Annotated in this window: 15 protein-coding genes; 2 read left to right on the top strand and 13 right to left on the bottom strand. The window is 67.8% G+C overall.

Going from position 1 to position 22872, the window contains the following annotated elements; all coding sequences use genetic code 11:
- The first annotated feature begins 175 nt into the window (after positions 1 to 175).
- A complete protein-coding gene (gene ettA / locus ACZLIF_RS02960; RefSeq protein ID WP_005415249.1) occupies positions 176 to 1840 on the top strand; it encodes an energy-dependent translational throttle protein EttA in 1665 nt (554 codons plus the stop codon).
- An 84-nt stretch (positions 1841 to 1924) separates the two neighbouring features.
- On the top strand, positions 1925 to 3241 hold the full coding sequence (locus ACZLIF_RS02955; RefSeq protein ID WP_053518892.1) for an NCS2 family permease: 1317 nt from the start codon (positions 1925 to 1927) through the stop codon (positions 3239 to 3241).
- A gap of 41 nt (positions 3242 to 3282) precedes the next feature.
- On the opposite strand, the gene bcsZ is transcribed toward ACZLIF_RS02955, so the two are convergent.
- The 13 genes from bcsZ to ACZLIF_RS02890 form a co-directional block, all read right to left on the bottom strand.
- Complete coding sequence (gene bcsZ, locus ACZLIF_RS02950; protein ID WP_128989112.1) at positions 3283 to 4419, bottom strand: cellulose synthase complex periplasmic endoglucanase BcsZ; 1137 nt, start codon at positions 4417 to 4419, stop codon at positions 3283 to 3285.
- Positions 4403 to 7984 (bottom strand): cellulose synthase complex outer membrane protein BcsC, encoded by a 3582-nt coding sequence (bcsC, locus tag ACZLIF_RS02945; RefSeq protein WP_128989111.1) that lies wholly within the window; start codon positions 7982 to 7984, stop codon positions 4403 to 4405. Before bcsC ends, bcsZ begins: the two co-directional genes overlap by 17 nt.
- Positions 7981 to 10356: a cellulose biosynthesis cyclic di-GMP-binding regulatory protein BcsB gene (gene bcsB / locus ACZLIF_RS02940; RefSeq protein WP_128989109.1), complete on the bottom strand. Its 2376-nt coding sequence runs from the start codon at positions 10354 to 10356 to the stop codon at positions 7981 to 7983. Before bcsB ends, bcsC begins: the two co-directional genes overlap by 4 nt.
- Positions 10353 to 12980: a UDP-forming cellulose synthase catalytic subunit gene (gene bcsA, locus ACZLIF_RS02935; protein ID WP_128989107.1), complete on the bottom strand. Its 2628-nt coding sequence runs from the start codon at positions 12978 to 12980 to the stop codon at positions 10353 to 10355. The genes bcsB and bcsA overlap by 4 nt, the downstream gene beginning before the upstream one ends.
- A complete protein-coding gene (gene bcsQ, locus ACZLIF_RS02930) occupies positions 12977 to 13732 on the bottom strand; it encodes a cellulose biosynthesis protein BcsQ (RefSeq protein WP_128989105.1) in 756 nt (251 codons plus the stop codon). Before bcsQ ends, bcsA begins: the two co-directional genes overlap by 4 nt.
- On the bottom strand, positions 13729 to 13905 hold the full coding sequence (bcsR, locus tag ACZLIF_RS02925) for a cellulose biosynthesis protein BcsR (RefSeq protein ID WP_080375313.1): 177 nt from the start codon (positions 13903 to 13905) through the stop codon (positions 13729 to 13731). Before bcsR ends, bcsQ begins: the two co-directional genes overlap by 4 nt.
- On the bottom strand, positions 13905 to 15542 hold the full coding sequence (gene bcsG, locus ACZLIF_RS02920) for a cellulose biosynthesis protein BcsG (RefSeq protein ID WP_128989103.1): 1638 nt from the start codon (positions 15540 to 15542) through the stop codon (positions 13905 to 13907). Before bcsG ends, bcsR begins: the two co-directional genes overlap by 1 nt.
- Positions 15539 to 15718 (bottom strand): cellulose biosynthesis protein BcsF, encoded by a 180-nt coding sequence (bcsF, locus tag ACZLIF_RS02915; protein ID WP_128989101.1) that lies wholly within the window; start codon positions 15716 to 15718, stop codon positions 15539 to 15541. The genes bcsG and bcsF overlap by 4 nt, the downstream gene beginning before the upstream one ends.
- Positions 15715 to 17253, bottom strand: coding sequence for a BcsE family c-di-GMP-binding protein (locus tag ACZLIF_RS02910; protein WP_128989099.1), 1539 nt, complete (start codon positions 17251 to 17253; stop codon positions 15715 to 15717). Before ACZLIF_RS02910 ends, bcsF begins: the two co-directional genes overlap by 4 nt.
- A 215-nt stretch (positions 17254 to 17468) precedes the next feature.
- Complete coding sequence (locus ACZLIF_RS02905; protein WP_128989097.1) at positions 17469 to 18503, bottom strand: fimbrial protein; 1035 nt, start codon at positions 18501 to 18503, stop codon at positions 17469 to 17471.
- Positions 18494 to 21058, bottom strand: a complete 2565-nt coding sequence (locus ACZLIF_RS02900; protein ID WP_065175834.1) for a fimbria/pilus outer membrane usher protein — start codon at positions 21056 to 21058, stop codon at positions 18494 to 18496. The genes ACZLIF_RS02905 and ACZLIF_RS02900 overlap by 10 nt, the downstream gene beginning before the upstream one ends.
- A 91-nt stretch (positions 21059 to 21149) precedes the next feature.
- On the bottom strand, positions 21150 to 21878 hold the full coding sequence (locus ACZLIF_RS02895) for a fimbrial biogenesis chaperone (protein ID WP_053518872.1): 729 nt from the start codon (positions 21876 to 21878) through the stop codon (positions 21150 to 21152).
- A gap of 85 nt (positions 21879 to 21963) precedes the next feature.
- Positions 21964 to 22503, bottom strand: a complete 540-nt coding sequence (locus ACZLIF_RS02890; RefSeq protein WP_053518870.1) for a fimbrial protein — start codon at positions 22501 to 22503, stop codon at positions 21964 to 21966.
- Between the last annotated feature and the right edge of the window lie 369 nt (positions 22504 to 22872).

Raw genomic sequence — 22872 nt, 5'->3', positions numbered from 1 at the left:
CGCTTCAGGACTGTGACGGCGATTCAGGCCGCGGCCAGCCCGGCCGGCTCCCCGTGGCGCGGCGGGTAACCGGTTCCGGCTATAATTGGCGGTATTCCATTCAAGTCTGTGCCCGCTGCCGCACCGGGAAACCTCCCGTGACGGTCGGGCGCAGGGTCGCGCCTACGGAGACCTCATGTCCTCGCAATACATCTACACCATGAACCGCGTGTCCAAGGTGGTCCCGCCCAAGCGGCAGATCATCAAGGACATCTCGCTGTCCTTCTTCCCGGGCGCGAAGATCGGCCTGCTGGGCCTGAACGGCGCTGGCAAGTCGACCGTGCTGAAGATCATGGCCGGCGTGGATACCGATTTCGAGGGCGAGGCACGCCCGCAGCCGGGCATCAAGGTCGGCTACCTGGCGCAGGAACCGGAACTGGACCCGAACAAGACCGTGCGCGAGTCGGTCGAGGAAGGCGTGGGCGAAGTGCTGCAGGCCCAGGCTGCGCTGGAGGCGGTGTACGCCGCCTACGCCGAGGAAGGCGCCGACTTCGACGCACTGGCCAAGGAACAGGAGCGCCTGGAGGCGATCCTGGCCGCCGGCGACGCGCACACTCTGGAAAACCAGCTGGACGTGGCTGCCGATGCGCTGCGCCTGCCGCCGTGGGATGCCAAGATCGCCAACCTGTCCGGCGGTGAAAAGCGCCGCGTCGCGCTGTGCCGCCTGCTGCTGCAGAAGCCGGACATGCTGCTGCTGGACGAACCGACCAACCACCTCGACGCCGAGTCGGTGGAATGGCTGGAACAGTTCCTGGCGCGCTACACCGGCACCGTGGTGGCCGTTACCCACGATCGCTACTTCCTGGACAACGCCGCCGAGTGGATCCTGGAACTGGACCGCGGCCGCGGCATTCCGTGGAAGGGCAACTACACCGAATGGCTGGTGCAGAAGGATGAGCGCCTGAAGCAGGAAGAAAACCAGGAAAAGGCCCGCCAGAAGGCGATCCAGAAGGAACTGGAGTGGTCGCGCCAGAACGCCAAGGGCGGCCGTTCCAAGGGCAAGGCCCGTCTGGCCCGCCTGGAAGAGCTGCAGTCGCAGGATTACCAGAAGCGCAACGAGACCAACGAAATCTTCATCCCGCCGGGCGAGCGCCTGGGCAACATGGTGATGGAGTTCAAGAATGTGTCCAAGAAGTTCGGCGACCGCCTGCTGATCGACAACCTGTCGATGCTGATTCCGCCGGGCGCGATCGTCGGCATCATCGGCCCGAACGGCGCCGGCAAGTCGACGCTGTTCAAGATGATCACCGGCCAGGAGAAGCCGGATTCGGGCGAGATCGTGATCGGCCCGACCGTGCAGCTGTCCTACGTGGACCAGAGCCGCGACAAGCTGGAAGGCAACCACAACGTCTTCCAGGAAATCGCCGGTGGCCTGGACATCCTCAACATCAACGGCATCGAGATCCAGTCGCGCGCCTACATCGGCCGCTTCAACTTCAAGGGCCAGGACCAGCAGAAGATGGTCGGCTCGCTGTCCGGTGGTGAGCGTGGCCGCCTGCACATGGCCAAGACCCTGCTGCAGGGTGGCAACGTGCTGCTGCTCGACGAACCGTCCAACGACCTGGACATCGAAACGCTGCGTGCGCTGGAAGACGCGCTGCTGGAGTTCCCGGGCAACACCTTCGTGATCTCGCACGACCGCTGGTTCCTGGACCGCATCGCCACGCACATCATCGCTTTCGAAGGCGACTCGCACGTGGAGTTCTTCCAGGGCAACTACCGCGAGTACGAGGAAGACAAGAAGCGCCGCATGGGCGATGACGCTGCGCCGAAGCGCCTGCGCTTCAAGGCACTGAAGTAACGCAACAGGAAAGGCCGCGCTCGCGCGGCCTTTCTCCTTCTGTGGGTCGCCCGCTTGCTGGGAGACACCTTCACGAGAAGCCCCATGTCCCTGTTCGAACGCCTGTTCCAGCTGCAGCAGCACGGCACCACCGTGCGCACCGAGCTGCTGGCCGGTGTCACCACCTTCCTGACGATGTCCTACATCGTCTTCGTCAACCCCGAAATCCTCGGCACCACCGGCATGGATGCGGGCGCGGTATTTGTCGCCACCTGCCTGGCGGCCGCGCTGGGCTCCACGGTGATGGCGCTGGCAGCCAATTTCCCGGTCGGCATGGCTCCGGGCATGGGCCTGAACGCGTTCTTTGCCTTCACCGTGGTCGGCGCCGCCGGCCTGCCTTGGCAGCAGGCGCTGGCGGCAGTGTTCATCTCCGGCCTGGTGTTCCTGGTGCTGTCGCTGACCGGCGTGCGTGCCTGGCTGGTATCCGGCATTCCTTCGTCACTGCGCTCGGCCATCGTCGCCGGCATCGGCCTGTTCCTGGCCATCATCGCCCTGCAGAAGTCCGGGGTGATCATCGGCAACGAGGACACGCTGGTGGCGCTGGGCCCGCTCAACACCGCCCCACCGCTGCTGGCACTGGCCGGCTTCCTGCTGATCGCCGTGCTGGAGGCGCGCCGCATCCGTGGTGCGATCCTGATCGGCATCCTGGCGGTCACTGGGGCCGGCTGGGCGCTGGGCGACGTGCAGTACCAGGGCCTGGTGTCCCTGCCGCCAAGCCTGGCGCCGACCTTCCTGCAGCTGGACCTGCCGGGCCTGCTGCACCACGACGGCGGTGCCCCCATCGCGGTACTGCTGCAGGTGGTGCTGGTGTTCGTGCTGGTGGAGGTGTTCGATGCCACCGGCACGCTGTACGGCGTGGTCGGCCGCGCCGGCCTGCTGAAGCTGCCGGGTGCGCAGAAGCGTTTCGGCCGTGCACTGCTGGCCGACAGCACGGCAATCGTCGCCGGCTCCATGCTGGGCACCAGCAGCACCACGGCATTCGCCGAAAGCGCCTCGGGCGTGCAGGTGGGCGGCCGCACCGGCCTCACCGCCCTGGTGGTCGCCGCGCTGTTCCTGGCCGCCCTGCTGTTCTCGCCGCTGGCCTCGATGGTGCCAAGCTATGCCACCGCACCGGCCCTGCTGTTCGTTGCCGGGTTGATGCTGCGCGAGCTGGTGGAAGTGGACTGGAGCGACCTCACCGAATCGGTGCCGGCGGCCCTGTGTGCGCTGGCGATGCCGTTCACCTACTCCATCGCCAATGGACTGGCTTTCGGCTTCATCGCCTACGCCGCGCTGAAGGCCGGCACTGGCCGCTGGCGCGAGGTGCATCCGGCGGTGTGGCTGGTGGCCGTGCTGTTCGTGCTGCGCTTCGCGCTGGAGTAATCAGGGCAGGGGCCCGCTGTCACGGCGGGCTGGTGGTGCACTCATCGCCATGCCGGTCGCAGCTGGCCATCCACGCCGAAACGCCAGCGGCCCTCGGCCCAGCCTCGGCCGAACAGGGCCAGCATCTGCGAATAGTAGGCCGGTGCCTCGGCACGCTGCTGTTCCGGGCTGGGCAGGCTGGCCAGCAGCGACTTCGCCAGCCCCTGCTCGCGCTGCGCCAGCACACAGGGCAGTACAGCCGCGCGGAAACCATAGTTGCCTTCGCCCTGCCCCTGCCCGCTGCGGGTATCGACCTTTTCCCAGAGTGCCGCACCGCTGCGCAGGCGCTGCAGCGGACCGGACAACGCCGCCAGCTGCCGCCGGAACAACGGATCGCGCGGGGCCGTCATGCCTGCCCACGTGTAGCAGCGGATCGCATCGTAGCCGCCCACCGCTCCGTTCACCGGATCGACCACGAAGCGCCCCTGCTGCCAGGCCGCCCAGTCCGGTGCATAGCCATGCGGGCTGGTCTGCTCCAGCAGCGTGGTCGCGTTGTCCGCCAGTTCCGCCCAGGGCCCACTGCGATCGGCCGCGGCAAAGCGCCGCAGCAGCGGCAGCGGCAGATAGCTGGGATTGACCCGGGTCGCATCGCCTTCGATGAATCCCTGCGGTGCCGGCAGCAGCATCGGGCCGAGACCGGGCAGCTGCACGACTTCCCTTTCCCGCACCTGCCCCAGCATGCCCCCGGCGATGGCCTGCAACGCAGGACGGTGCCAGAGCCGCCCCGCTTCGAGCAGGGCGTAGGCCAGCCACAGATCGGAATCGGACGCCGGATTGTCGTCCAGTACGCGCCAGCCGCCCTTGTCATCGCGGCCCCACAGCCAGGCCGGCAACCGCTGCCGCATATCGCCCCCGGCCAGGTTGTCCTGGGTCCAGCCCAGAACGCGATCAAACAGCGCCTGATCGTTGTCGACCAGCGCGAAGAACAACGCATACGACTGCCCTTCCGACGTACTGCGCTGGTCGTCCTGGCTGCGATCGATCATGCGTCCGTCGTTGCTGAGGCTGCTGTCCAGCAGCACCTGCCAGGCCGGCCAGCGCGGCGCTGCGAGCGCACGCCCTGCGCCCATGGCCAGCAACGGCAAGGCGGCCGTCGCCTGCAGCAGTCGGCGGCGTTGCGGGTCAGCGGAACTCGCCATAGGGCACCAGTGGCGACACGGGCAGCGGCAGGTTGCCCTGCCAGGGCTTGAAGGTATAGCGCAGATAGAGCTGGAATGTGTTCGGCGAGAAGTCACGGCTGCGCTGCAGGGTTCCCGCCGCACCCAGGACGATGTGATCGCCCAGCCGCCGCTCCACGGCCGCGTAGAGCCGATAGCCGGTGCCGGTGCTGCGGCTGTCGCCGGTGTACAGGCCAGCCTCGTCCAGCGCGAGAGCACCGTACTGCGGCTCCAGCTGTGCCACCACGCGCTCGATCAGCGCCTGGTCCGGGAAGCGGCTGATCGACGCCGTACGCGCGCTGGAAACACTGACCGACCCATCCACCCGCAGCGACCACAGATCATTGCGCCAGGCAAAGCTGGCCGGCAGGCTCAACGAGGCATAGCGCTGCGGGCTGTAGTAGCCGCCCTGGCCCAGCGAGTAGCCGCCCAGATCCTTCTGGTAACGCCAGTACATGGCCGTGGTGCCGACGTCCAGGCGCATGTCCGTACGCTGGATCAGCTTGTGGTACCAGCCGACCATCGCACGCGCACGCGTGTTGTCCGCGACGTTGTGACCGGTCAACCGGTGCCAGCTCCAGTTCGACCAGACACCATTGCGTCCGCCCTCATCGAAGCCCAGGCTGAAGGTGATGCCATTGGCGGTCACCCCACCCCAGGCAATGCCGCTGCGAGGATCACGGGCACCGGCCTGTGACAGCAGGGAGTTGGTCATCGGCCGCCGCGACAGCGTCGCCCCCCAGCCGAGACGGCCCAGATCGCCATTGGCGGTGATGCCTCCCAGCCAGTTGCCGATCACATAGTGGGACGGCGTATGGCCAAGGTCGACATTCCAGCGATCGTCCAGCGTGCGCCAGCCGGCCGCGAACCCTGCGCCGGAACTGCGCCGCTGATGCACGAAGCGGGTACATCCCGGGGCCTGCAGCCGGGAGCCGTCGGCACGCAGCAGCGACAGGTCGCAGCTGCCGAAATCCTCGTCATAAGTGCCGTCGGCGCCGGTGCGGAACCGCCCTGCGTCGAAGTGCACCTGTTCGATGCGCGCCCAGCCGAGCCCGCCTGCAAACGGCGCATCCAGATGCGCGATGCGGGTGTCGCGCCCGAGGCGGGAAATGCCGGGCGTTCCGTCGCTGCGACGACCGGTATCCTGCATCACCGTCAGCGTGGGATTTTCCTGCTGGTACAGCGTTTCCACGTCGCTGCGCAGGCTGCGCCGCAGCCAGTCGTCCCCCGCGGTCTCGCGGCTGGCCAGGGTCAGCGCGCGGTTGTCGCGCGGCTGTGCCTGCGTTGCGGCCAGCAGGCCGTTGTCGGCCATCGCCTGCGCGTACATGTCCAGCGCCTGCTGCGGATCCTCGCGGCGCACCAGTCGCGCTGCGTCGCGCCAGGACTGTGGATCCGGACCGTCCCTGCGGGCCAGCAGCGCGCGCAAGATCGCCAATGCCTTGGCGTCCTCGTGCAGGTCGGTCCAGATGCCGGCCAGCTGGCGCTGCTGGCCGAGCGCATCTTCGGCGACCACCGGGGGCGACAGCCGCATCTGCCGCCGCGCGTTGTCCAGATCGCCGGCACCGATCCAGGCCTGCACCTGGCCAAGCTGTGCATCAACGTTGTCCGGCTGCTCCGCAAGTACCCGCTGGTAATACTGCAGGGCCTGCGGGTGGTCGCCGCGCAGGCGCGCCCAGTCGGCCAGCAGCAGGTTGTTCTCGGCACTGGCCGGTTGCTGTTGCAGCAGAGCGATGGCTTCCGGCTCGCGTCCCTGCGCACGCAGCGACCAGAGATGATCGATGAGCTGCTGCCGGCGCAGCCGTGCGGACAGTGCGCGGATATCGTCATCCCATTCCGCCAGCGGCACCGCGTCCAGCACTGCCAGTGCCTGCGGCAGGCGATCGGTGCCGGACAGATACAACGCCTGCGCGTAGCGTGCTTCAGCGCTGTCATTGCGCGCCACCATGTCCGCGACCACCGCATCGGCCTCGGCAGGCCGACCCGCGGCCTGCAGCTCAACGGCCAGGGCACGGGCGAGCCACGCATCGGCGGGCAGCTCCACGCGCAGCTCATGCCCGAGCGCAAGGGCGGCCTCCGCATCGCCGGCCGCCAGGGCCTGCTCACGTCGTTCGCGCAGGCGACTGATCCGCAGCTGACGCAGATCCTCGGCGTACAACCGGCGCTGCGCGGCCGGCAACGCATCGATGAAGGTCTCCAGACGCTGCGGATCGGTCCTCCCATACAGCTGCACCAACCTGCGGATCACGTTGGCATCGTTCGGCGCCATCCGCCTCGCGGCCTGCAGCTGGCGTTCGGCCGAGGCGTCGTCGCCACGGGCCACGGCAACATCCACCTGCCCCAGCCGTGCGTTGACCTCGCGTGGCTGCTGCCGCCGCGCCTGCGCGTACAACGCATCCGCCTCGTCCAGCCGACCGGCACCGAGTGCGGCATCGGCCTGGTCCAGCAGCAGCCAGTAGCGCGTACTGGCAATGAGGTCGCGCCATTTGTCGCTGCTCTCGCCGACGGGCGTGGCCTGGATCGCGCGTTCGAACAGGCTGATCGCCGACGCGCGACGGCCCTGTCGCATCTGCGCCATGCCCAATCCGCCCAGGAAGGCGGCTTCGCGCGGATAGGCCCGCAACGCCTGCTGGAAGGCACGTTCGGCCTCGGCATCGCGCCCGCGTTCAAGCAGTTGCTGGCCACGCAGACCCGCCCGCCAGGCCGGATCACTGACCTGCCTGTGCTGCTCGGCATAGCGCTCGCGCACCAGGGCGATGTCATTGAAGGTGGGATTGCGGGTGATGAACTCCTGCAGGCGACGCACGCCGCGCTCATCGGCGGGCTGGTCCTGCAGGTACGCCCACTCGGCATCGGCAGCCAGCCCGCGGGCGTCGGGGTTGCGGCCCATGCGCCGCAGCGCGTCGAGCGCTTCATCGTCGCGACCGGCCGCGAACAGCAGCTGCGACAGCGTCTGCAGCAGCCCGGTGTTGCCTGGATACGCCTGGTCCAATGCGGTCAGCTCCCGGATCGCCAGCGCGCGGCCATCCGCCTGCGCGCCACGCAGACGCCAGTACTCCAGCCCCAGCTGCAACCCCGGAGGCGCGTCATTGAACAGGCGGCGGTAGATCGCCAGCGCATCGGCACTGCGGCCACCGGCTGCGAACAGGCGTGCCTGCTGCAGCTCCTGCTGCAGATCGCCCTGGTAGGCCTGCCAGAGGCGATCACCCGCAGCGAGTTCGCGACTGCCCGCACCGACCTGCCGCAATCGTTGCAGCGTCGCGGTCGCATCCTCCACCTTCTGCTGCGACAACTGCACCTCCAGGATCGCCAGCAGGGTGCCACGATCATCCGGTGCCAGCATGCGCAGCCGGGCCAACGCATCTTCGATCAGACTCTGGCGCCCGGTCGCCTCGCCGATGCGTACCTGCTGCAACAACCACTGCCGCTGCTCGGCCGCCGTGCCGCCGGGCATTTGCGGCAGCGCCTGTGCCGCGCATGCGCCGGTCCCGGCCAGACCCAGCAGCACCAGCCGGGACGCCATCAGCAGCGGCGGCGAGGTCCGGCTCATTCCTTGCCCGCATCCAGGCGCCGCGCGGCGACCCAGCGCAGTGCACGCCAGAGCAGGAAGGCGACCATCAGCACCACCAGCGTGGCCAGCACGGCCAGCAATGCCGGATGATCGGCCAGGTGATACCACAGCAGCAGCCACCACGGCAGCGCGCCCACGTAGTAGTGTTCCCCCACGAACTGGCTGTTGATGCCGGAACTGCGCAGGATCGCCACCGATCCCGCAATGGCTTCGCGCTTGCCGGTGTCGCTGAGTGCATCATCGAGCAGCTGATAGTCGGCCGGATGGCTGGCCGCCAGCGAGACGATGCTGCGTTGTGCATGGCGGGGCGACTGCAGGCCGACGATGGCCGCGAAGGGCGCCTGTGCGGTGACCGCCACGCGGGTGACCGCAGGATCGCCCGCGCGGCTGCCGCGACGGGCCTGCTGCACCGCCAGCTCCGGCGATGACCACTGGCCATTGAGCAGGCGCGTGCGTTGATCGTCGATCAGCAGTGACAGCTGCTGGCTGCCGCGCAGCTCATCCGGCAATGCGCCCAGGACCAGCAGATCCGCATCCAGCGCACTGGCCTGTTTCCAGTCCGCGGACAGGCGCAACCCGTAGGCCGGATACCCACTCTGCACGCCCAGGCCTCCGATCAGGTTGAGCAGCAGGCTGACCTGGGCCTCGCTGGCGGACGGCGGCACCAGCACCACGGTTTCAGACAGGTCCGCCATGCGTGTGAACGGGAAGCCGCTGAGCGCGAACGCGGACAGGTCCGGCAGCCCCATGTAGTGATGGAAGCCGGAGAAGTCGATGGTCGAATCCTCCTCGATGGCCGCCTGCAGGTTGGGCGGCAGCACGGTCTGGCAGTGGTCGCGCTGGGCACTGCCCATCACGCTGGCAAAGTTGAAGTCGAACCGCAGCTGGTTGCGGTCACCCAGCTTCAGCGCCGGAATCAACAGGCGGCCATCGTCGGCGCCGGCATCGCCAGCGAGCACAGGCAGGCGGATTTCCGCCACACCCTGCTTGCCGGTGCGGCGCACCAGCGGGAAGCTGGAAATGAACTGGTCGTTGATCGCCACGCCCAGCCGCGACTCATCACTGCCAAACGGCGGCGTGTAGCGGTAACGCAGGTTCAGTGGAATTCCCTGGTTGCGCCAGATGAACAGGTCCGGTGGCAGGTTGAGATTGACCGTGATCGGCTGCGGCGATACCCCGTTGGCATGCAGCTGCTGCGGATAGTCCAGCAGCTCGGCCAGGCGCACCGCGCGATCGGTACGCACCCAGTTCGGCGCGTCGTACGGCCTGCGTGGCGCCAACGGCTTCATTTCGTCGATCGCGACCTGGCGGCCGCGGAACAGGACATTGCCGGCCGCCATCGCCGAAACGGCCTTCTGCAGGTCATCGTCGTTGCGGCCCAGCACCAGCAGCAGCTTGCGCTGCGGATCCCCGGGCAGGGCCATCAGCTCGATCACCGGCCCCTGCACAGGCGCGTGGTTGGCGATCACCGGCGGGAAGCGGCCATTCACCGCCAGCACCACCGCGTGGCCCCGCTCGGGCAGGGTGCCGAAGCTCACCGGAAAACGGGCCTGCCGCCACCATCCCGCCAGGCTGCCGAAATAGGACGCCATGACCGCCGCAGCCCGCTGCTGCGCCAGCGTGGGCGCCGCTGCAAACACCACCGGCAGTTCCAGCCGCGCTGTGTCGCGCGGATCGAAGAAGGGCAGCGGGAAATTGGCCAGATCATCCTGCATGTCCAGCGGCTGGCCGCCCAGCCTCAGCGTGCTGTTGCTGGAGAGGTTGACCCACAGCGAGCTGTGCGTGGGTTCTTCGCAGATGTCGGTGTAATGGCCGACGAATTCCAGGCGGACCTGGTTGAAATCAGCGATCAGGCGCGCATCCAGCGGCAGCTTGGCCTGCACGGGGCGTCCCAGCTGGTCGTTGCTGATCGGTACCACGCCCATCATCGCGTCGTTCAGATAGACCCGCAGGTGCGACAGCGTCGGCAACAGCGACGGCGAGGGTGTGAAGCTCAGATCCAGCTCCGCTTCGCGCGCGAGGCGATCGCGGCGCACCTGGAATTCGAACGTGGTGCTGTTGCGGACGCCGGACAGCAGCGTGTCCTGGCGGCGGCCAAGCTGTGCGAAGGTGCTGTGCCGTTGCCAGGGCCAAGCGCTGCCGGCCCAGGTATCGGGCAAGGCCGGTTCGCCGCGCGGCGCGGGCACCGATGCCGCTGTGGTCGGGGTCGGTACCGCAACCTGCGCGGCCGGGGCATCCGGCGTGGAACCGGTGGCAGGCGCCGGCACGGGTGCTGGAGCGCCATTGCCGGACACCACTGGCAGTACCAGCAACGGCAGCAGCAGCCAGCGCAGAGAGGTCGGGATGCTCATGGACGAAGCCCTGGGTCAGCGGCTGGGTCAGCCGGGTGGGAGGGAAGCGGACGTTGTGGTGCGAAACTGGCCAGCCAGCGCAGCAGGCGACCGCTCCAGTGCACCGGGCGGTCGAGATCGAACGGCGTGAAGTCGCCCATTCGCCGATAGCCTTTCCAGCCCAGCACCAGCACGCTCCACAGGCTGCGTGGCAGGCTCTTGGGCTGGTAACCGGCATGCCAGTCCAGCCACGCATCGGCGCGGGCGAATGTGCATTGGGCGAACTCCACGCGCTGGCGCTCGTTGTCGAACTGCAGCAGCAGGCCGAGGCGATGGCCGACGCTGCGCTGTACCCGCGCCGGGAAGGCGAACTCGCGCCGGCCACGCCCGAGCAGCAGGTGTACGCGCGTGCCTTCGGCCAGTTGCGGATCCAGTCCCAACTCCAGGCCGACGCCATCGTTGGAATAGTCCTGCAGCACGCCCCGCAGTCGACGCCCATCGGGTATCTGCAGCGCCATCGGCAGGCGCGTGGTGACCCGGTGGGTGCGCCGCACCTGCTGTACCTCCGCCGCCACCGCCAGCGCGCCGCCGATGATCAGCAGGTTGTACAGCACCCACAACGAACTCACGACCACGGTGCCGCGCTCATCGGCGGGCCCCTCGATGAAACGCCACACGGCGAAGCACAGTCCCAGCACGTTCAGCAGCGCCAGTACCAGGTAGGGGCGCGCCACCCGCCAGTCGAAGCGGTCACCCGCCTGCGTGCCGCCCTTGTCGGTGACATTGAACTTGCCACGTCCGGGACTGAACAGGGCCACGGTGGTCGGCCGCGCGATGTACCAGGCCAGCACGGTTTCATAGACCTCGCCCCAGAACGGGCGGCGGTACCGGCCCTGGATGCGCGCGTTGGTCAGGCTGGCGTGGGCCATGTGTGGAACGACAAACAGCAGGATCGCCAGCGCGGGGGCGTAGATGATGTAGACATGCAGCAGGAGGAAGGCCAGCGGCGCGGTGAGGAACACCAGCCGCGGGATGCCCGCGAGGAAATGCAGCATCGCGTTGGCGTAGCAGAAGCGCTGGAACAGGCTCAGGCCCTTGCCAAGCAGCGGATTGTCGATGCGGAAGATCTGCACCATGCCGCGTGCCCAGCGGATGCGCTGGTTGACGTGCGCGCCCAGGCTGTCGGTGGCCAGGCCGGCCGCCTGCGGAATGCGAAGGTAGGCCGAGTTCCAGCCCTGGCGATGCAGGCGCAGGGCGGTATGCGCATCCTCGGTGACGGTCTCGGTGGCGAAGCCGCCGATGGCATCGATGGCCTCACGCCGCAGCACCGCGCAGGAACCACAGAAGAATGCGGCATTCCACAGGTCGTTGCCGTCCTGCACCAGCCCGTAGAACAGCTCGCCCTCGTTGGGATCACTGCGGAACACCTGCAGGTTGCGCTCGAAGGGATCGGCCGAGAAGAAATGGTGCGGCGTCTGCACCAGCGCCAGCTTCGGATCGCGCAGGAACCAACCACAGGTGATCTGCAGGAACGAGCGCACCGGCAAGTGATCGCTGTCGAAGATCGCCACCAGCTCACCGTCGATCAGGGTCAGGGCGTGGTTGAGGTTGCCGGCCTTGGCGTGCCGGTTGTCGCTGCGGGTGATGTAGTTGACGCCGGTCTGCTCGGCGAAGGCACGGAACGCCTCGCGTTTGCCGTCATCGAGAAGGTGGATGCGCAGTCTGTCGGCCGGCCAGTCCAGCCCCATGGCGGCATGGACGGTATGCCGCACCAGTGACAGGTCTTCGTTGTAGGTGGGAATCAGCACATCCACCGTGGGCCACTGCCGGATGTCGGCCGGCAAGGGCGCCGGACGCCGTCGCAGCGGCCAGGCAACCTGTACGTAGCCCAGCATCAGCACCAGCCAGGAATACGTCTCGGCCACCAGCAGCACCAGGCCGCAGACCAGGTCGAAGGTGCTGCTCCAGTTCAGGGTGGCGGTATAGCGCCACCAGAGATAGCGGCAGGACACGGTGATCGACAGCACCACCAGTACCAGCGTCGCATAGCGGCCGGGCATGCGCCGTACCAGCAGCGCGATGACCCAAAGCAGCAGCACGAATACGAACTGCGCCAGATAGCTGAAGGGCTGGGTGATGCACAGCGCCGCCAGACCCAGCGTAGCCAGACCGGTGACCGCGGTCAGCGCCTGACGCACGCGAGGCGGCAGGTGCTCCAGGCGCTGTGCGAGCCACGCCGCGAGGCGACTGTTGCCGACATCGGCAGGTGCATCACGCATCGCCCGCAGGTAGCGCAGGCGACCGCGTCCTGCCGCTCCGCGCAGCTCGGCGATGCGCTGGCGCCGGGCCTGGGCCAGGCGCTGTCGGCGTAGCGAGGTATGCGGAACCAGCCGCACCAGCGACAGCCATGCGGCCTGGATCAGCAGCCGCAGTGGATCTCCGGGGCGCCAGCGGCGCTCACCCTGCAACTGCGGGAACGCACGCCGCAGCCGCGGCGCCAGCGCCTGCCACGCAGGTCCTTCCAGCCTCAACAGCGCCCAGCCCAGCGCCTGCAGCGACCACAGCAGCGCGCACAGTGGCCATGCGGCGTACACGCGCTCACGCAGCCGGTTCCAGTGCAGATAGTGGATGCGTGCGCCCTTCATCGCCCGCTCTCCCGATCCTGCCGCCGCGCCGCCTCGGCCAGGCACCACAATGCCAGGCCGGCGACGTCGGCAGCCGCCAGCGCATCGGCCGCATGCTGGCCCAGCGGCTGCTTGCTGGCCAACGCGGCCGGCACCCGCGCATCTTCGTGCAGAGGCTGAGGCACCAGCATCGACGCGTGCGCATGCAGCCACAGCTGCATCAGATCGCGCTGCACCGGAACCGCCGGGTCATACCGGTTGGCCAGCAGACGGCGCGGATCGTCGTGCTGCCGCTGCAGGAAGACGTGGCTTGCCGGATCGACGCACGCCAGGCGCAACGGCAGCGTACAGCGCGCATGTCGGTTGACCGCCGCCGCATGTGCCGGCAGCCGCTGCGGCAGGTCGAACAGCAGCCAGTCGAACTGCGCCGACAGCACTGGCACGCGATCATTCCAGGTGTCGGGTGCCAGACTCAGCGCCTGCTCGATCTGCAGGGCTTCGGCCGCGCTGACACGGCCGTACGGCAGCACTGCCAGGCCCGGTGCGCAGGCGAAGGCCGCATCACGCCAATCGCGGCCGTCCAGCATCGCCCGCGCCCAGCCATCGGCCTCCCGCGCGGCCAACCCGACATGCAGGCCCAGCATCTGATCCGGACTGCACTCGACCAGCAGCACGCGCTGGCCCTGCGCATGCAGCGCCTGTCCCAACGCGGCCAGCACCGTGGTGACGCCTGTGCCGCCGTGCACGCCCTGCAGGGACAGCAGTACGCTCATGGCTGCCGCTCCAGCTCGGCCAGCAACGGCCAGCGTGCCAGTGCCCGGGCACGTTCGTTCTGCGCCGAGAAGTCCACGTAGGGCAACCCGGGCATGCCCAGGCTGCGACGCAGCAGATCGATGTCGTCCTCCTCCACCGAAAGCGTACTGGCAACGGCCAGGATGTCGGCCATCAGCGTTTGTCCTCCGGGTACGGGTTCCAGGCCTTGCTTCCCTGCAGCTGCAGCCAGGGCTTGCCACCGTAATCGATGACCTTGGCGCCTTCGTTCTCCGACACCGAGGGCGTACGTGGCAGCCCCTGCAGCAGGCTGTCCCAGTCACGCGCTCCCGGCGGCGACTGCGCGTTCAGCGCATACACCCGCGACACCAGTTCGGAGAGGGCCAGATAGCTGCTGGGCTCGGGCACATGACGCGGCCCTCCGCTGGCCGGCGTGCCCATCCCGACCAGCTTGATGCCGACCGGCACATGGGTGATCGAAGGGCTCGGAATCTCCCGCATGCCGGGAATCTGCATGCGGTCGCCATGCAGCGCCGCGCCATGCTCGGGCACCACGACGATCATGGCGCGACGGCCACTGCGCTCCACCGCTTCGACGAAGCCTGCCATGTCACCCAGCACCATCTGCGCGCGGGCCTTGTAGTCCGCCGCGTTGGCACGACCGTCGGCGCCGACGATGCGGTTGCCGTCGTGCAGGGAGATCGTGTTGTAGAACAGCGCGACCTGCTGCGCCTGTTCGGCCTGGCGCTGCTTCCACCAGGCGTTCAGCACGTCACCATCGCGGCGCAGCGGCGACTTGTCGAACGCGACCAGCGCCCGGGGAAACGCGCTGATGTCCATCGGCCGTGCCTGCAACCCACCGTACTGGCTCAGTTCGCCGATGAAGTTGTCGAAGTGCCCATCGTGGTTCATCGCCAGCTCGCTCTGGAAACCCAGGCGCTGCAGGTTGGAGAACAACTGGCATTCGGCTGGCACCGGGTCGAACAATGCGGTGTGCGAGGTCTGTCCGCAGCTGGCGCGCAGCAGGCGGATCGCCGCCGGTCCGCTGTAGGCGGTGGCCGAGTTGAAATCGTCGAAGATCAGGTCCATGTGGTCCAGCAGCGTGTTCTGGCGCATGCCGACTTCGTCCAGATCACTCCATGCCAGCGAACAGATGTTGAGGATGATGACGTCGAACGGCGCAGCGCTGGCCGGCGCCGGGAACACCGTCTTCAGGCCCGACTGCTGCTGGTAGAAGGCTGCCAGCCAGGCATTGAGTGTCTCGTTGCTGGCCGGCGCAAGTGCACCGGCAGCGCCGGCAGCGGCGTCAGCACCGCCGGTCGCTGCGGTGGCCTGCGACGTTCCCCAGTTCAGGCCCGCCGGCAATGGCAGTGCCACCACCGCCATGCCCAGCATGCCCAGCACGCTCAGCGTCGTGATGCGCAGCCACGGTTTCAGCAGCAGGTAGGCAACCACCAGCAGCACCAGCACCGCGACCATCTGCCAGTTGATGAAGCGCTGCGCCAGCTCCAGCCAGTAGTCGGCGGAGAAATCGAGCACGCCCGGCTGTGCGAGAAGACGCTGGAAGGGCGGCCACCAGGTGTCCTGGTAGTAGAGCACCACGGCCACCGGCACGGCGACGACCGTGCGTGTGATGCGTGCCCATCGCCACGGCAGTGGCACCAGCAGTGCGGCCAGGAACAACAGGTTGGGCAGGATCTTCAGGTCCAGCGCGCCCATCCAGGCCAGCACCACCTTGGACAGGAAATACAGGTTCCAGCCGCGCAGGTCCGACCACACGAACGGCGATGCGGGCGTCAGCTGTGCACTCATTGGGGCCTCCGCGCATCGCGCACCCGCACGCCCGCCCGCCGCAGGTGCCGTGGGGGCAGCCATGACGCTGCGTGGCGACGCGCCGCGCGCCACAGCGCGCCCAGCATCACGCCGAAGGGAATCATCACCAGCGCACAGGCCGCGATCAGCGTCCACAGCTGCTGGTCGGTGGTCATGCGGAACCTCCCAACCGGAATGGAATGGGGGCGTTGAATGCAACCTCGTTGACCGGGGCCGCGGGTTGCGGCAACGGAACAGCAGGGGCGGGAAGCGTCTCGGATTCGGAGTCGCTGCCGCGGGCATTCATCGCTGCGATGTCGTACTCGGCCAGGCGCTGGTAGCCGTCGAACAGCTCGCGCCAGGGCAGCCGGTACAGGTTGGAGAGCGCCTGTTCGACCGCATCGCGGCGGCAGCCGAACAGGAACAGGCGGACTTGGCCGCGGTACACGCAGGCCACATCCCCCTGCCTGCGGATGTTCAACTGCTGCAGGGTCTGTTCCGCGCGCAGCCCGGCCACCGGCTGCAGCGCCAGCACGGCGCTTTCCACCGCGCTGCCGTCCTGATCGATGCGTTCGCCGACGATCTGCCGGAAGCGGTCGGCCGCCACGATTCCATTCACTTCCGGTGGCCGGTGGGCACGGATCAACGGTTCGGGGTCGGCCGCCAGCTGCCCCTGCCAACGCTGCCGCTGCACCGTCTCCAGCAGCGTCAGCAGCCGCGGCAGCGGGGTCGTCGCCGGCACCACCATGTTGCCGCCGCACTGCAGCAGCAGGCGCTCGTCGGCGTAGCGCAGGCACGGTTGCACCTCGCGCACCACCAGCTTCAGCAGGTCGCCGCGCTCGCGGCGCAGCCGATGCAGCAGGCGTGCCAGTGTGTCCACCTGGTCGTTGCTGCGGATCGCCAGCACCACGGTGGCCTCGCGCGCCTGCAGCGCCGAAGGCAGCAGGTCCGCCCAGCCATCGTGGAGCCGCCAGGCGGGCGACAGGGGCGGAGCACCTTCCAGCACGTCGGCCTCGGCCAGGTACAGATCACGATCGCCGCCGCTGGCCTCGACCGCAGAGAGCACGCTGTCCGCCTCTTCTGGCACGCGGCGCAACCCGCCTTCTGCCGCTTCGATCGCAAACGCACGGCGGGCCACCACGCCATGGGCATTGGCCCAGTAATGCAGCAGCAGCTGCAGCGCACCGCGGTGCGGATGCAGCTGGGCGACGCCGGAACAGGTCCGGTTCAAGGCCAGCAGGCGCGGCGCCAGGGTGGCCACTTCACCGTGGCAAAGCAGCAGCAGCACCGTGCCGGCCTGCTCCGCCCAGGCTTGCAGCTGCCGGTTCCATGCCGCCAGCCGGGCATCGCTCCAGCCTTCCAGCGCCGCCAGCGGAAACTGCACCATGCACAGGCGGGTCGCGGCGGTGGCCGCGCGGGGAAGATCAACCGCCAGACCGCGCAGGGTCCGCTGCATGGCAGCGGCCGAGGAACGGAACAGACGCAACCGCGCCGGCCCCTCCCCCGGCCGCAGCTCGGCCAGCATCGCATCGGCGCCGCGCCCCAGCGTCGCCAGCACGGCGTCCTGCACGTCGCTGGCCGAACCCAGCACACCTGCGCCGACCAGGTCGGCCGGCGCGCTTCCGGCCGCGACGACCCAGTACAGCCCACCGCCGTGCATCTCGACGAATTCGGGCGGCAATCCGGCGATGGCAAGATGGGGCGCTGTCATGCCGGGTCCTTTCAGCGGACCTCCGCCGAGCCGACGCTGCGGCAGCGGAGGTGCTGTGTTGGGTGACTCGAATTTCATGACGCGCATCACACTCGCGCTGCGATACGTTCATGGCAGCTCCGATCTTGGTATTTCCGGGATCAAGACGCAGTCAACGTCGCCTGCGGAACAGGCAACGTTGGGGTGCAGCGCAGCGGTGGAACGGCCGTTGGCCGCTACTCGTACTGGATGGTGAAAGTCGCCTGTCCGTTCGCGACACCGGCACCGACGGTACCGGCCTGGGTCTGTACATAGCGGGCGCGCAGCGGCAGGGTCATGGTGCTGGTGCCCGGTATGGTGGTGCCGACATTGATCGCCTGGCCGAAGCGCACTTCGCGCTCGGTGGTGCCATCGCGCTGGACCATCTGGATGCCGATGCGGGTCGCGCTGTTGGCAGCCGCGCTGAGCTTCAGCACGCCCGGCATGTTGGAGCTGTCCTGGTCGGCATCCAGGCGGATGCCGATCTTGCTCTGGTAGGCAGCAACATTGCTGCCCTGGCAGTTCAGGCGGATGTCGAAGTCACGGTTGACCGCGCGCGAACCGACGCCGGTGAACGAGGTGTTGGGGACACTGCCGAAATCCACCGCGATGTTGCGGCTGCCGGCGTCCACCTCGCAGGTCGGGCTGACCACGGTCGTGCCCGATCCCTTGAAGGTGGAGGTCAGCACCGGCCGGCTGGCACTATCGCCATCGAAGTAATAGGTGGTGAAACGGCCATTGGGCGCGATGATGCCCGAACCTGTCTGCGCCGCGGTCTTGATCAGCTGGATGCGGAACTGGCCACCGATCAGCGAGATGGTCGCGTTGCCGTTGAAGTTGATCGAGTGAGGATAGTAGGTCTGGATGGCGCCGGAGTCGCGGAACAGGCGGATGCCCACGCCCGCCACGTCGGTTTCATAGACGTTGGAAAAGCCGGCCACCGGGCGCTTCTGTGCGGCATTGACGTACTCGCCGATGGAGCGACCGCCGGACCAGTCGCAGCGCGCGACACTGTTCTGCTGGTTGATCGCAACGCTGATCTCCTTGATCACGCCGCCAACCGGGGTGCTGGGCAGGATCACGATCTGACCCATGTCCATGGTCACGTCCTGCGCGGTGAACCCGCTGGTCTGGATGCGGCATGCGGCGCTGGCCTGCTGGGCCAGCAGCACGCCCCCCAGCACGGCCAGTGCGGCCAGCGCCTTGCGGCCACGGGAAAGAATCATCGGCATGCTGCCTCCAGCGGGATGAAGCCGGTCTTGGACGCATCGGCGCCCGCCGGAACCTGGTAATCGACGGTGCAGCGCTGGTCGGCGCCGGCGCCCCACTCCACCTGCAGGCGGCCGTGATCCTGCTCGCTGCGCACATACAGGCGGCCACCCTGGCTGACCATGCCCACCGGCTGGCCCTGCTCGTCCTTGACCTGTGCGCCGAACGGCAGGGTGCGGCCATCGGGATTGCGCACCTGGATCAGCAGCGCGTTGCCCTTGCGGGTATCGAAGCGCAGGTAGCTGATGGCACCGGCAAACGGTGCAACCGACTGGCTGCTGCTTTCCAGCTCGACGTCATGCGCCATGCCCTGCGGATCCAGGGTCACGGTGTTCAGGCGGTACGGCGATACGTACGGCACCACGGCGTAGCCGCGACCATCGATGCGCAGGCCCGGTGCGTTGGTCACCTGCGCGTCGCGCGCGCCCGGCGCCTCGACCAGCACCATGGTATCGCCACGCTGCGGAGTGAAGGTGACGCCGCCCGGATGCATGACCACGCTGCCGTTGGCGCCCACCGATGCCTGGCGGAAATCGCTGGAATGGCTGTAGGTCGCGTTCAGCGCGGTGTAGCGGCTGCGGTACTCGGCGTTGCCGACCGCGGTGGTGTTGCCCTCGCGGGAATCGGACAGGGCCACGCCGTAGCTGAAGTTGTTGTCGACGCCGGCCGAACCGGTGATGCCCACGCGGCTGTTGTCGTAGCCACCACGGTCACGCGCGCCCAGGTCGGCGCTGAACGACACCGGATGGGTCCCTCGGCCCAGCGGAACGCTCATCGAGAACAGGTACTGGGTGTCGGCCCGGCCGAGGATGCCTTCTTCGGTGCGCAGTGCCGAGAAACCGTAGTTCACCGAGCGCCAGGCGTTGTTGTAGCCCACCTGGTACTGCTTGGAGGTGCCGGAACGGTCGTAGAAGTCACGCACCGAACCGGTGACGTACAGCGCACCGGCACGGCGGCCCAGCGGCTGGTTCAGGGTCAGCTGGAACTGGCTGCGCTGGCGGCCACGGGTGGTCGGGTCGATGCCGCGATCATCCGCGTCGCGTCCGTACAGGGCGTCCTGCAGGCTGTAGTAGCCTTCGGTCGAATAACGATAGGCGGCCAGGGTCAGGTTGGTCCCGGTTTCGCCGATCATGTTGCTGTAGCTCAGGCGCACGCTGGCGCCGGTGTGGTCGCCGTAGTGGTTGAACGACGTGCGGGCGTGGGTGACATCGGCCGCGAACGCACCGATCCGGGTGGACAGGCCAATGCCGTACAGCAGTGAAACGTAGCCTTCGCTCAGCGCGCTGCCGCCGTACAGGGTCAGCTGGTTGCCGATGCCGCGCTGGTAGGTACCCTGCGCCAGCCAGGGTTCATCGCGCAGCAGCTCGTTGCGGACCTGGCCGGCGGTCACCGAGTAGCGGGAGACGCCTTCGCGCAGCATCTGCGGCACCGAACCGAACGGCACCTTGAACTCGCGGCGGCGGCCATCGGCCTCGATCACGCTCACTTCCAGGTCACCGCCGTAACCGGTCGGGTACAGATCGTCGATGACGAAGCTGCCCGGCGATACGGTGGAGGAATAGATCAGCTGCTGGTTCTGCCGGACTTCCACCCGCGCATTGGTCTCGGCGATGCCGCGCACCACCGGCGCGTAGCCGCGCAGCGAATCGGGCAGCATGCGGTCGTCACTGGCCAGGCTGGCACCCCGGTATCCGATCGACTCGAACAGTTCGCCGGTGGTATAGGCCTCGCCCACAGTGAGCATGCCGCGGATCTTCGGGATGCCGCGCTGGGCGTAGGTGGCGATGCTCTGCCAGTGGCGGCCGTCGCCCTCGGTCCAGGTCAGGTTGGAATCGTGGCGGAACTGCCAGCCACCCAGGTTCAGGCCGGCATTCAGGCCCAGATAGGCGCTGCGGTTGCGCTGTCCGCCTTCGACGCGGCTGTCGCTGTCGATGGCATTGAAGCTGTAGCCGACGAAGCCGGCGTTGATGCCACGGTCCCACAGCGCGGGGTTGACGTAGCCACGCGCTTCGCGGCGCAGGAACACCTGCGGGATGCTCAGGTCGTAACGCAGGTTGCCGCTGTCATAGACGCCATAGGCATTGGCCATGCGCTGCTGCACCGGCACGCACGTGGAGGTATCGGTCGGCACCGACGGATCCTGCTGCAGCAGCACCGCCTCGCTGTCCACGCCCATTTCCTCGAGCATCGGCAGCGCCAGGCAGGCATCGACGCGCCCCTGTGCATCCGCCTTGAACTGCACGTCGCGGCGGCCCTGCCAGGCGCCATTGACGTAGACGTCCACGCGGTAGGTGCCGGCGACCATCGGATTGCCGTTGCTGAAGGCCGCCAGATCGACCTGCTTGGCCTGGCCGGACAGGAAGCTGGAGTTGAACTGCGCCGACTCCGGCGCACGCGCGGTCGCCGCCCCAGTCTGCGCCATCAGCGCCTGTTCGCCGAGATTGGCCGGGGCAGCCAGCGCCCATCCTGGGCAGGCCACGCCGGCAGCCAACAGGCAAAGCGCCTGATGGATCGACAATGTCAATCTGTTTCCGATCACACTGACATTCCTTCAATTCGCCGCACGGCGGCGGTGGCGGGATGCGCAGGCCCTGGCCAGCGCGGCGCGTTCAGCCCCCGGTGCTGTCGAGGCGGACCTTGTGCTCCACCCGACCGCCGTAATCGTTGATGGTGATGAAGCGCACCTCGGTGGTGCCCGCCGGTGCGGCGAACTCCAGGTTCTGCTTCGGTGCGACCATCGTTCCCTTGTCCTCGACCGCCTTTTCGCTGCTGCCGGTCACGGCATGCACTTCGGCCAGGGTCACGTGGAAGGGGCTCGGGTTCTCCACCCGCAGGCGGTCACCGCTGCGGGTCCAGCGCAGGGCTGCCGGTGCGTCGTTGGCGACGCCCTTCAGGCCCTGCGGCCGATAGAAAAGCTTCAGGCGCGAACGGAACGCGACCTGCAGGTAGTTCTGCTCACCGTTCTCGGCGTTGTCCGGCGACGGCGGCACGTCCAGCACGTTCAGCCAGAACACCGACTCGCGATCGGTCGGCAGCTGCGCGCCGGAGAAGATCAGTCGCAGCGCCTGGCTGCGGCCCGGCTCGACGCGGCTGATCGGCGGCGTCAGCACGAACGGGGCATCACTGGTGTCGGCCGTCTGGTTGGCGTCGCCACTGTCGATCCAGGCCTGCACCAGCGCGGGCGAGTCGCCCACGTTGTCGACCTGCACGGTGACTTCGCGCGACTGCGCCGGATAGATCACACGCGTGCCATTGACCACCACGCCTGCCATGGCTTCCTGGCAGAAGAGCAGCGTCGACGCTGCCAGCAGCAGCGCCCGGGGAAAGAGAGCTTTCATCGGAAGTACTACGCTCGAGGTGTGTGGCCAGGGGCCGCGGAGCGCTGGCCGGCGCGTACGCCGGCCAGTGCGGGTACGGCGATGATCAGTTGTAGATGATCGTGTACTTGACGCTGCTGGTGACGTCGCCCGGGGTGGCGGCGGCAGTGGCGTAGTACTCGGCGTAGTAGTTCAGGTTGGCGGTGCCGTCGGTGGCAACGGTCACCCACTGCGAGTTGTCCTGGGCCAGACCGGTGCCTGCGGCCTTCACCGGCAGGAACTGGTTGTTCGAGCCCAGCAGCTGCAGCTGCACGTTGCCGGCAGCGTTGGCCGAAGCCTGGTTGATCAGGCGGCCGCTGTTGAAGTCAACGGTCGAACCCGGCTCGAAGTAGGTGGCGACGTTGCCGGCGCTGCACTTGGTCAGGTTGATGGCGAACGGGGTGCGGCCCGCGACGGCACCGGCGGTGGCCAGGGTGTTCTTGGACACGGTCGGCAGGGTAACGGCGAAGTCCTTGCCGCCCGGGGTCGAGATGGTGCAGGTCTTGTCGGTCACCTTGCCATTGAAGGTGATGGTGCCGTCGGCAGCGTTGGCGGCCAGCGGAGCAGCGGCCAGCATGAGAGCCGCGATGATGTTGATCTTGTGCATTGCTTTTACCTAACCCTACTGAAGAGATGGAAGTAGAGGAGGAAGCAAGGAGCACTGCCGGGCTTCAAGACCCATCCTTGCGTCTCACCTGTGGCCGGATTCGGACATACCTACCCCTGAATCCGTGACGCAAGTATATGCAGAACTGTGATGAAAGTCCCATTATTTTTCTGAACGATGGTTTATTGACGCCACAAATGTGACGTGATAGGCACTTTTGGCTTGGCGGCCGATGGGGAATTGGCGCGGGCCGGCAAAGGTGGGGAACGACAGCAGATGACGTCTTCGACCCCGGTGGCGGGCGCGCCTGAAAGAGGCTGTTTTCAGGCGGCCAGCGCCTTATTTGATGCGCATCACTCTTTGTTGGTG

This window comes from Stenotrophomonas sp. 2201_Sma, from assembly GCF_056486685.1.
The sequence above is the reverse complement of the archived record's forward strand: the minus strand, read 5'-3'. Positions and strand labels throughout refer to the sequence as shown.

Coding starts and splice junctions, on each gene's coding strand:
- bcsZ (WP_128989112.1), bottom strand. CDS start 4,419: ATGGCGAGTTCCGCTGACCCGCAACGCCGCCGACTGCTGCAGGCGACG.
- ACZLIF_RS02955 (WP_053518892.1), top strand. CDS start 1,925: ATGTCCCTGTTCGAACGCCTGTTCCAGCTGCAGCAGCACGGCACCACC.
- bcsA (WP_128989107.1), bottom strand. CDS start 12,980: ATGAAGGGCGCACGCATCCACTATCTGCACTGGAACCGGCTGCGTGAG.
- bcsR (WP_080375313.1), bottom strand. CDS start 13,905: ATGGCCGACATCCTGGCCGTTGCCAGTACGCTTTCGGTGGAGGAGGAC.
- bcsQ (WP_128989105.1), bottom strand. CDS start 13,732: ATGAGCGTACTGCTGTCCCTGCAGGGCGTGCACGGCGGCACAGGCGTC.
- bcsC (WP_128989111.1), bottom strand. CDS start 7,984: ATGAGCCGGACCTCGCCGCCGCTGCTGATGGCGTCCCGGCTGGTGCTG.
- ACZLIF_RS02910 (WP_128989099.1), bottom strand. CDS start 17,253: ATGACAGCGCCCCATCTTGCCATCGCCGGATTGCCGCCCGAATTCGTC.
- ACZLIF_RS02890 (WP_053518870.1), bottom strand. CDS start 22,503: ATGCACAAGATCAACATCATCGCGGCTCTCATGCTGGCCGCTGCTCCG.
- bcsB (WP_128989109.1), bottom strand. CDS start 10,356: ATGAGCATCCCGACCTCTCTGCGCTGGCTGCTGCTGCCGTTGCTGGTA.
- bcsF (WP_128989101.1), bottom strand. CDS start 15,718: ATGACCACCGACCAGCAGCTGTGGACGCTGATCGCGGCCTGTGCGCTG.
- bcsG (WP_128989103.1), bottom strand. CDS start 15,542: ATGAGTGCACAGCTGACGCCCGCATCGCCGTTCGTGTGGTCGGACCTG.
- ettA (WP_005415249.1), top strand. CDS start 176: ATGTCCTCGCAATACATCTACACCATGAACCGCGTGTCCAAGGTGGTC.
- ACZLIF_RS02905 (WP_128989097.1), bottom strand. CDS start 18,503: ATGCCGATGATTCTTTCCCGTGGCCGCAAGGCGCTGGCCGCACTGGCC.
- ACZLIF_RS02895 (WP_053518872.1), bottom strand. CDS start 21,878: ATGAAAGCTCTCTTTCCCCGGGCGCTGCTGCTGGCAGCGTCGACGCTG.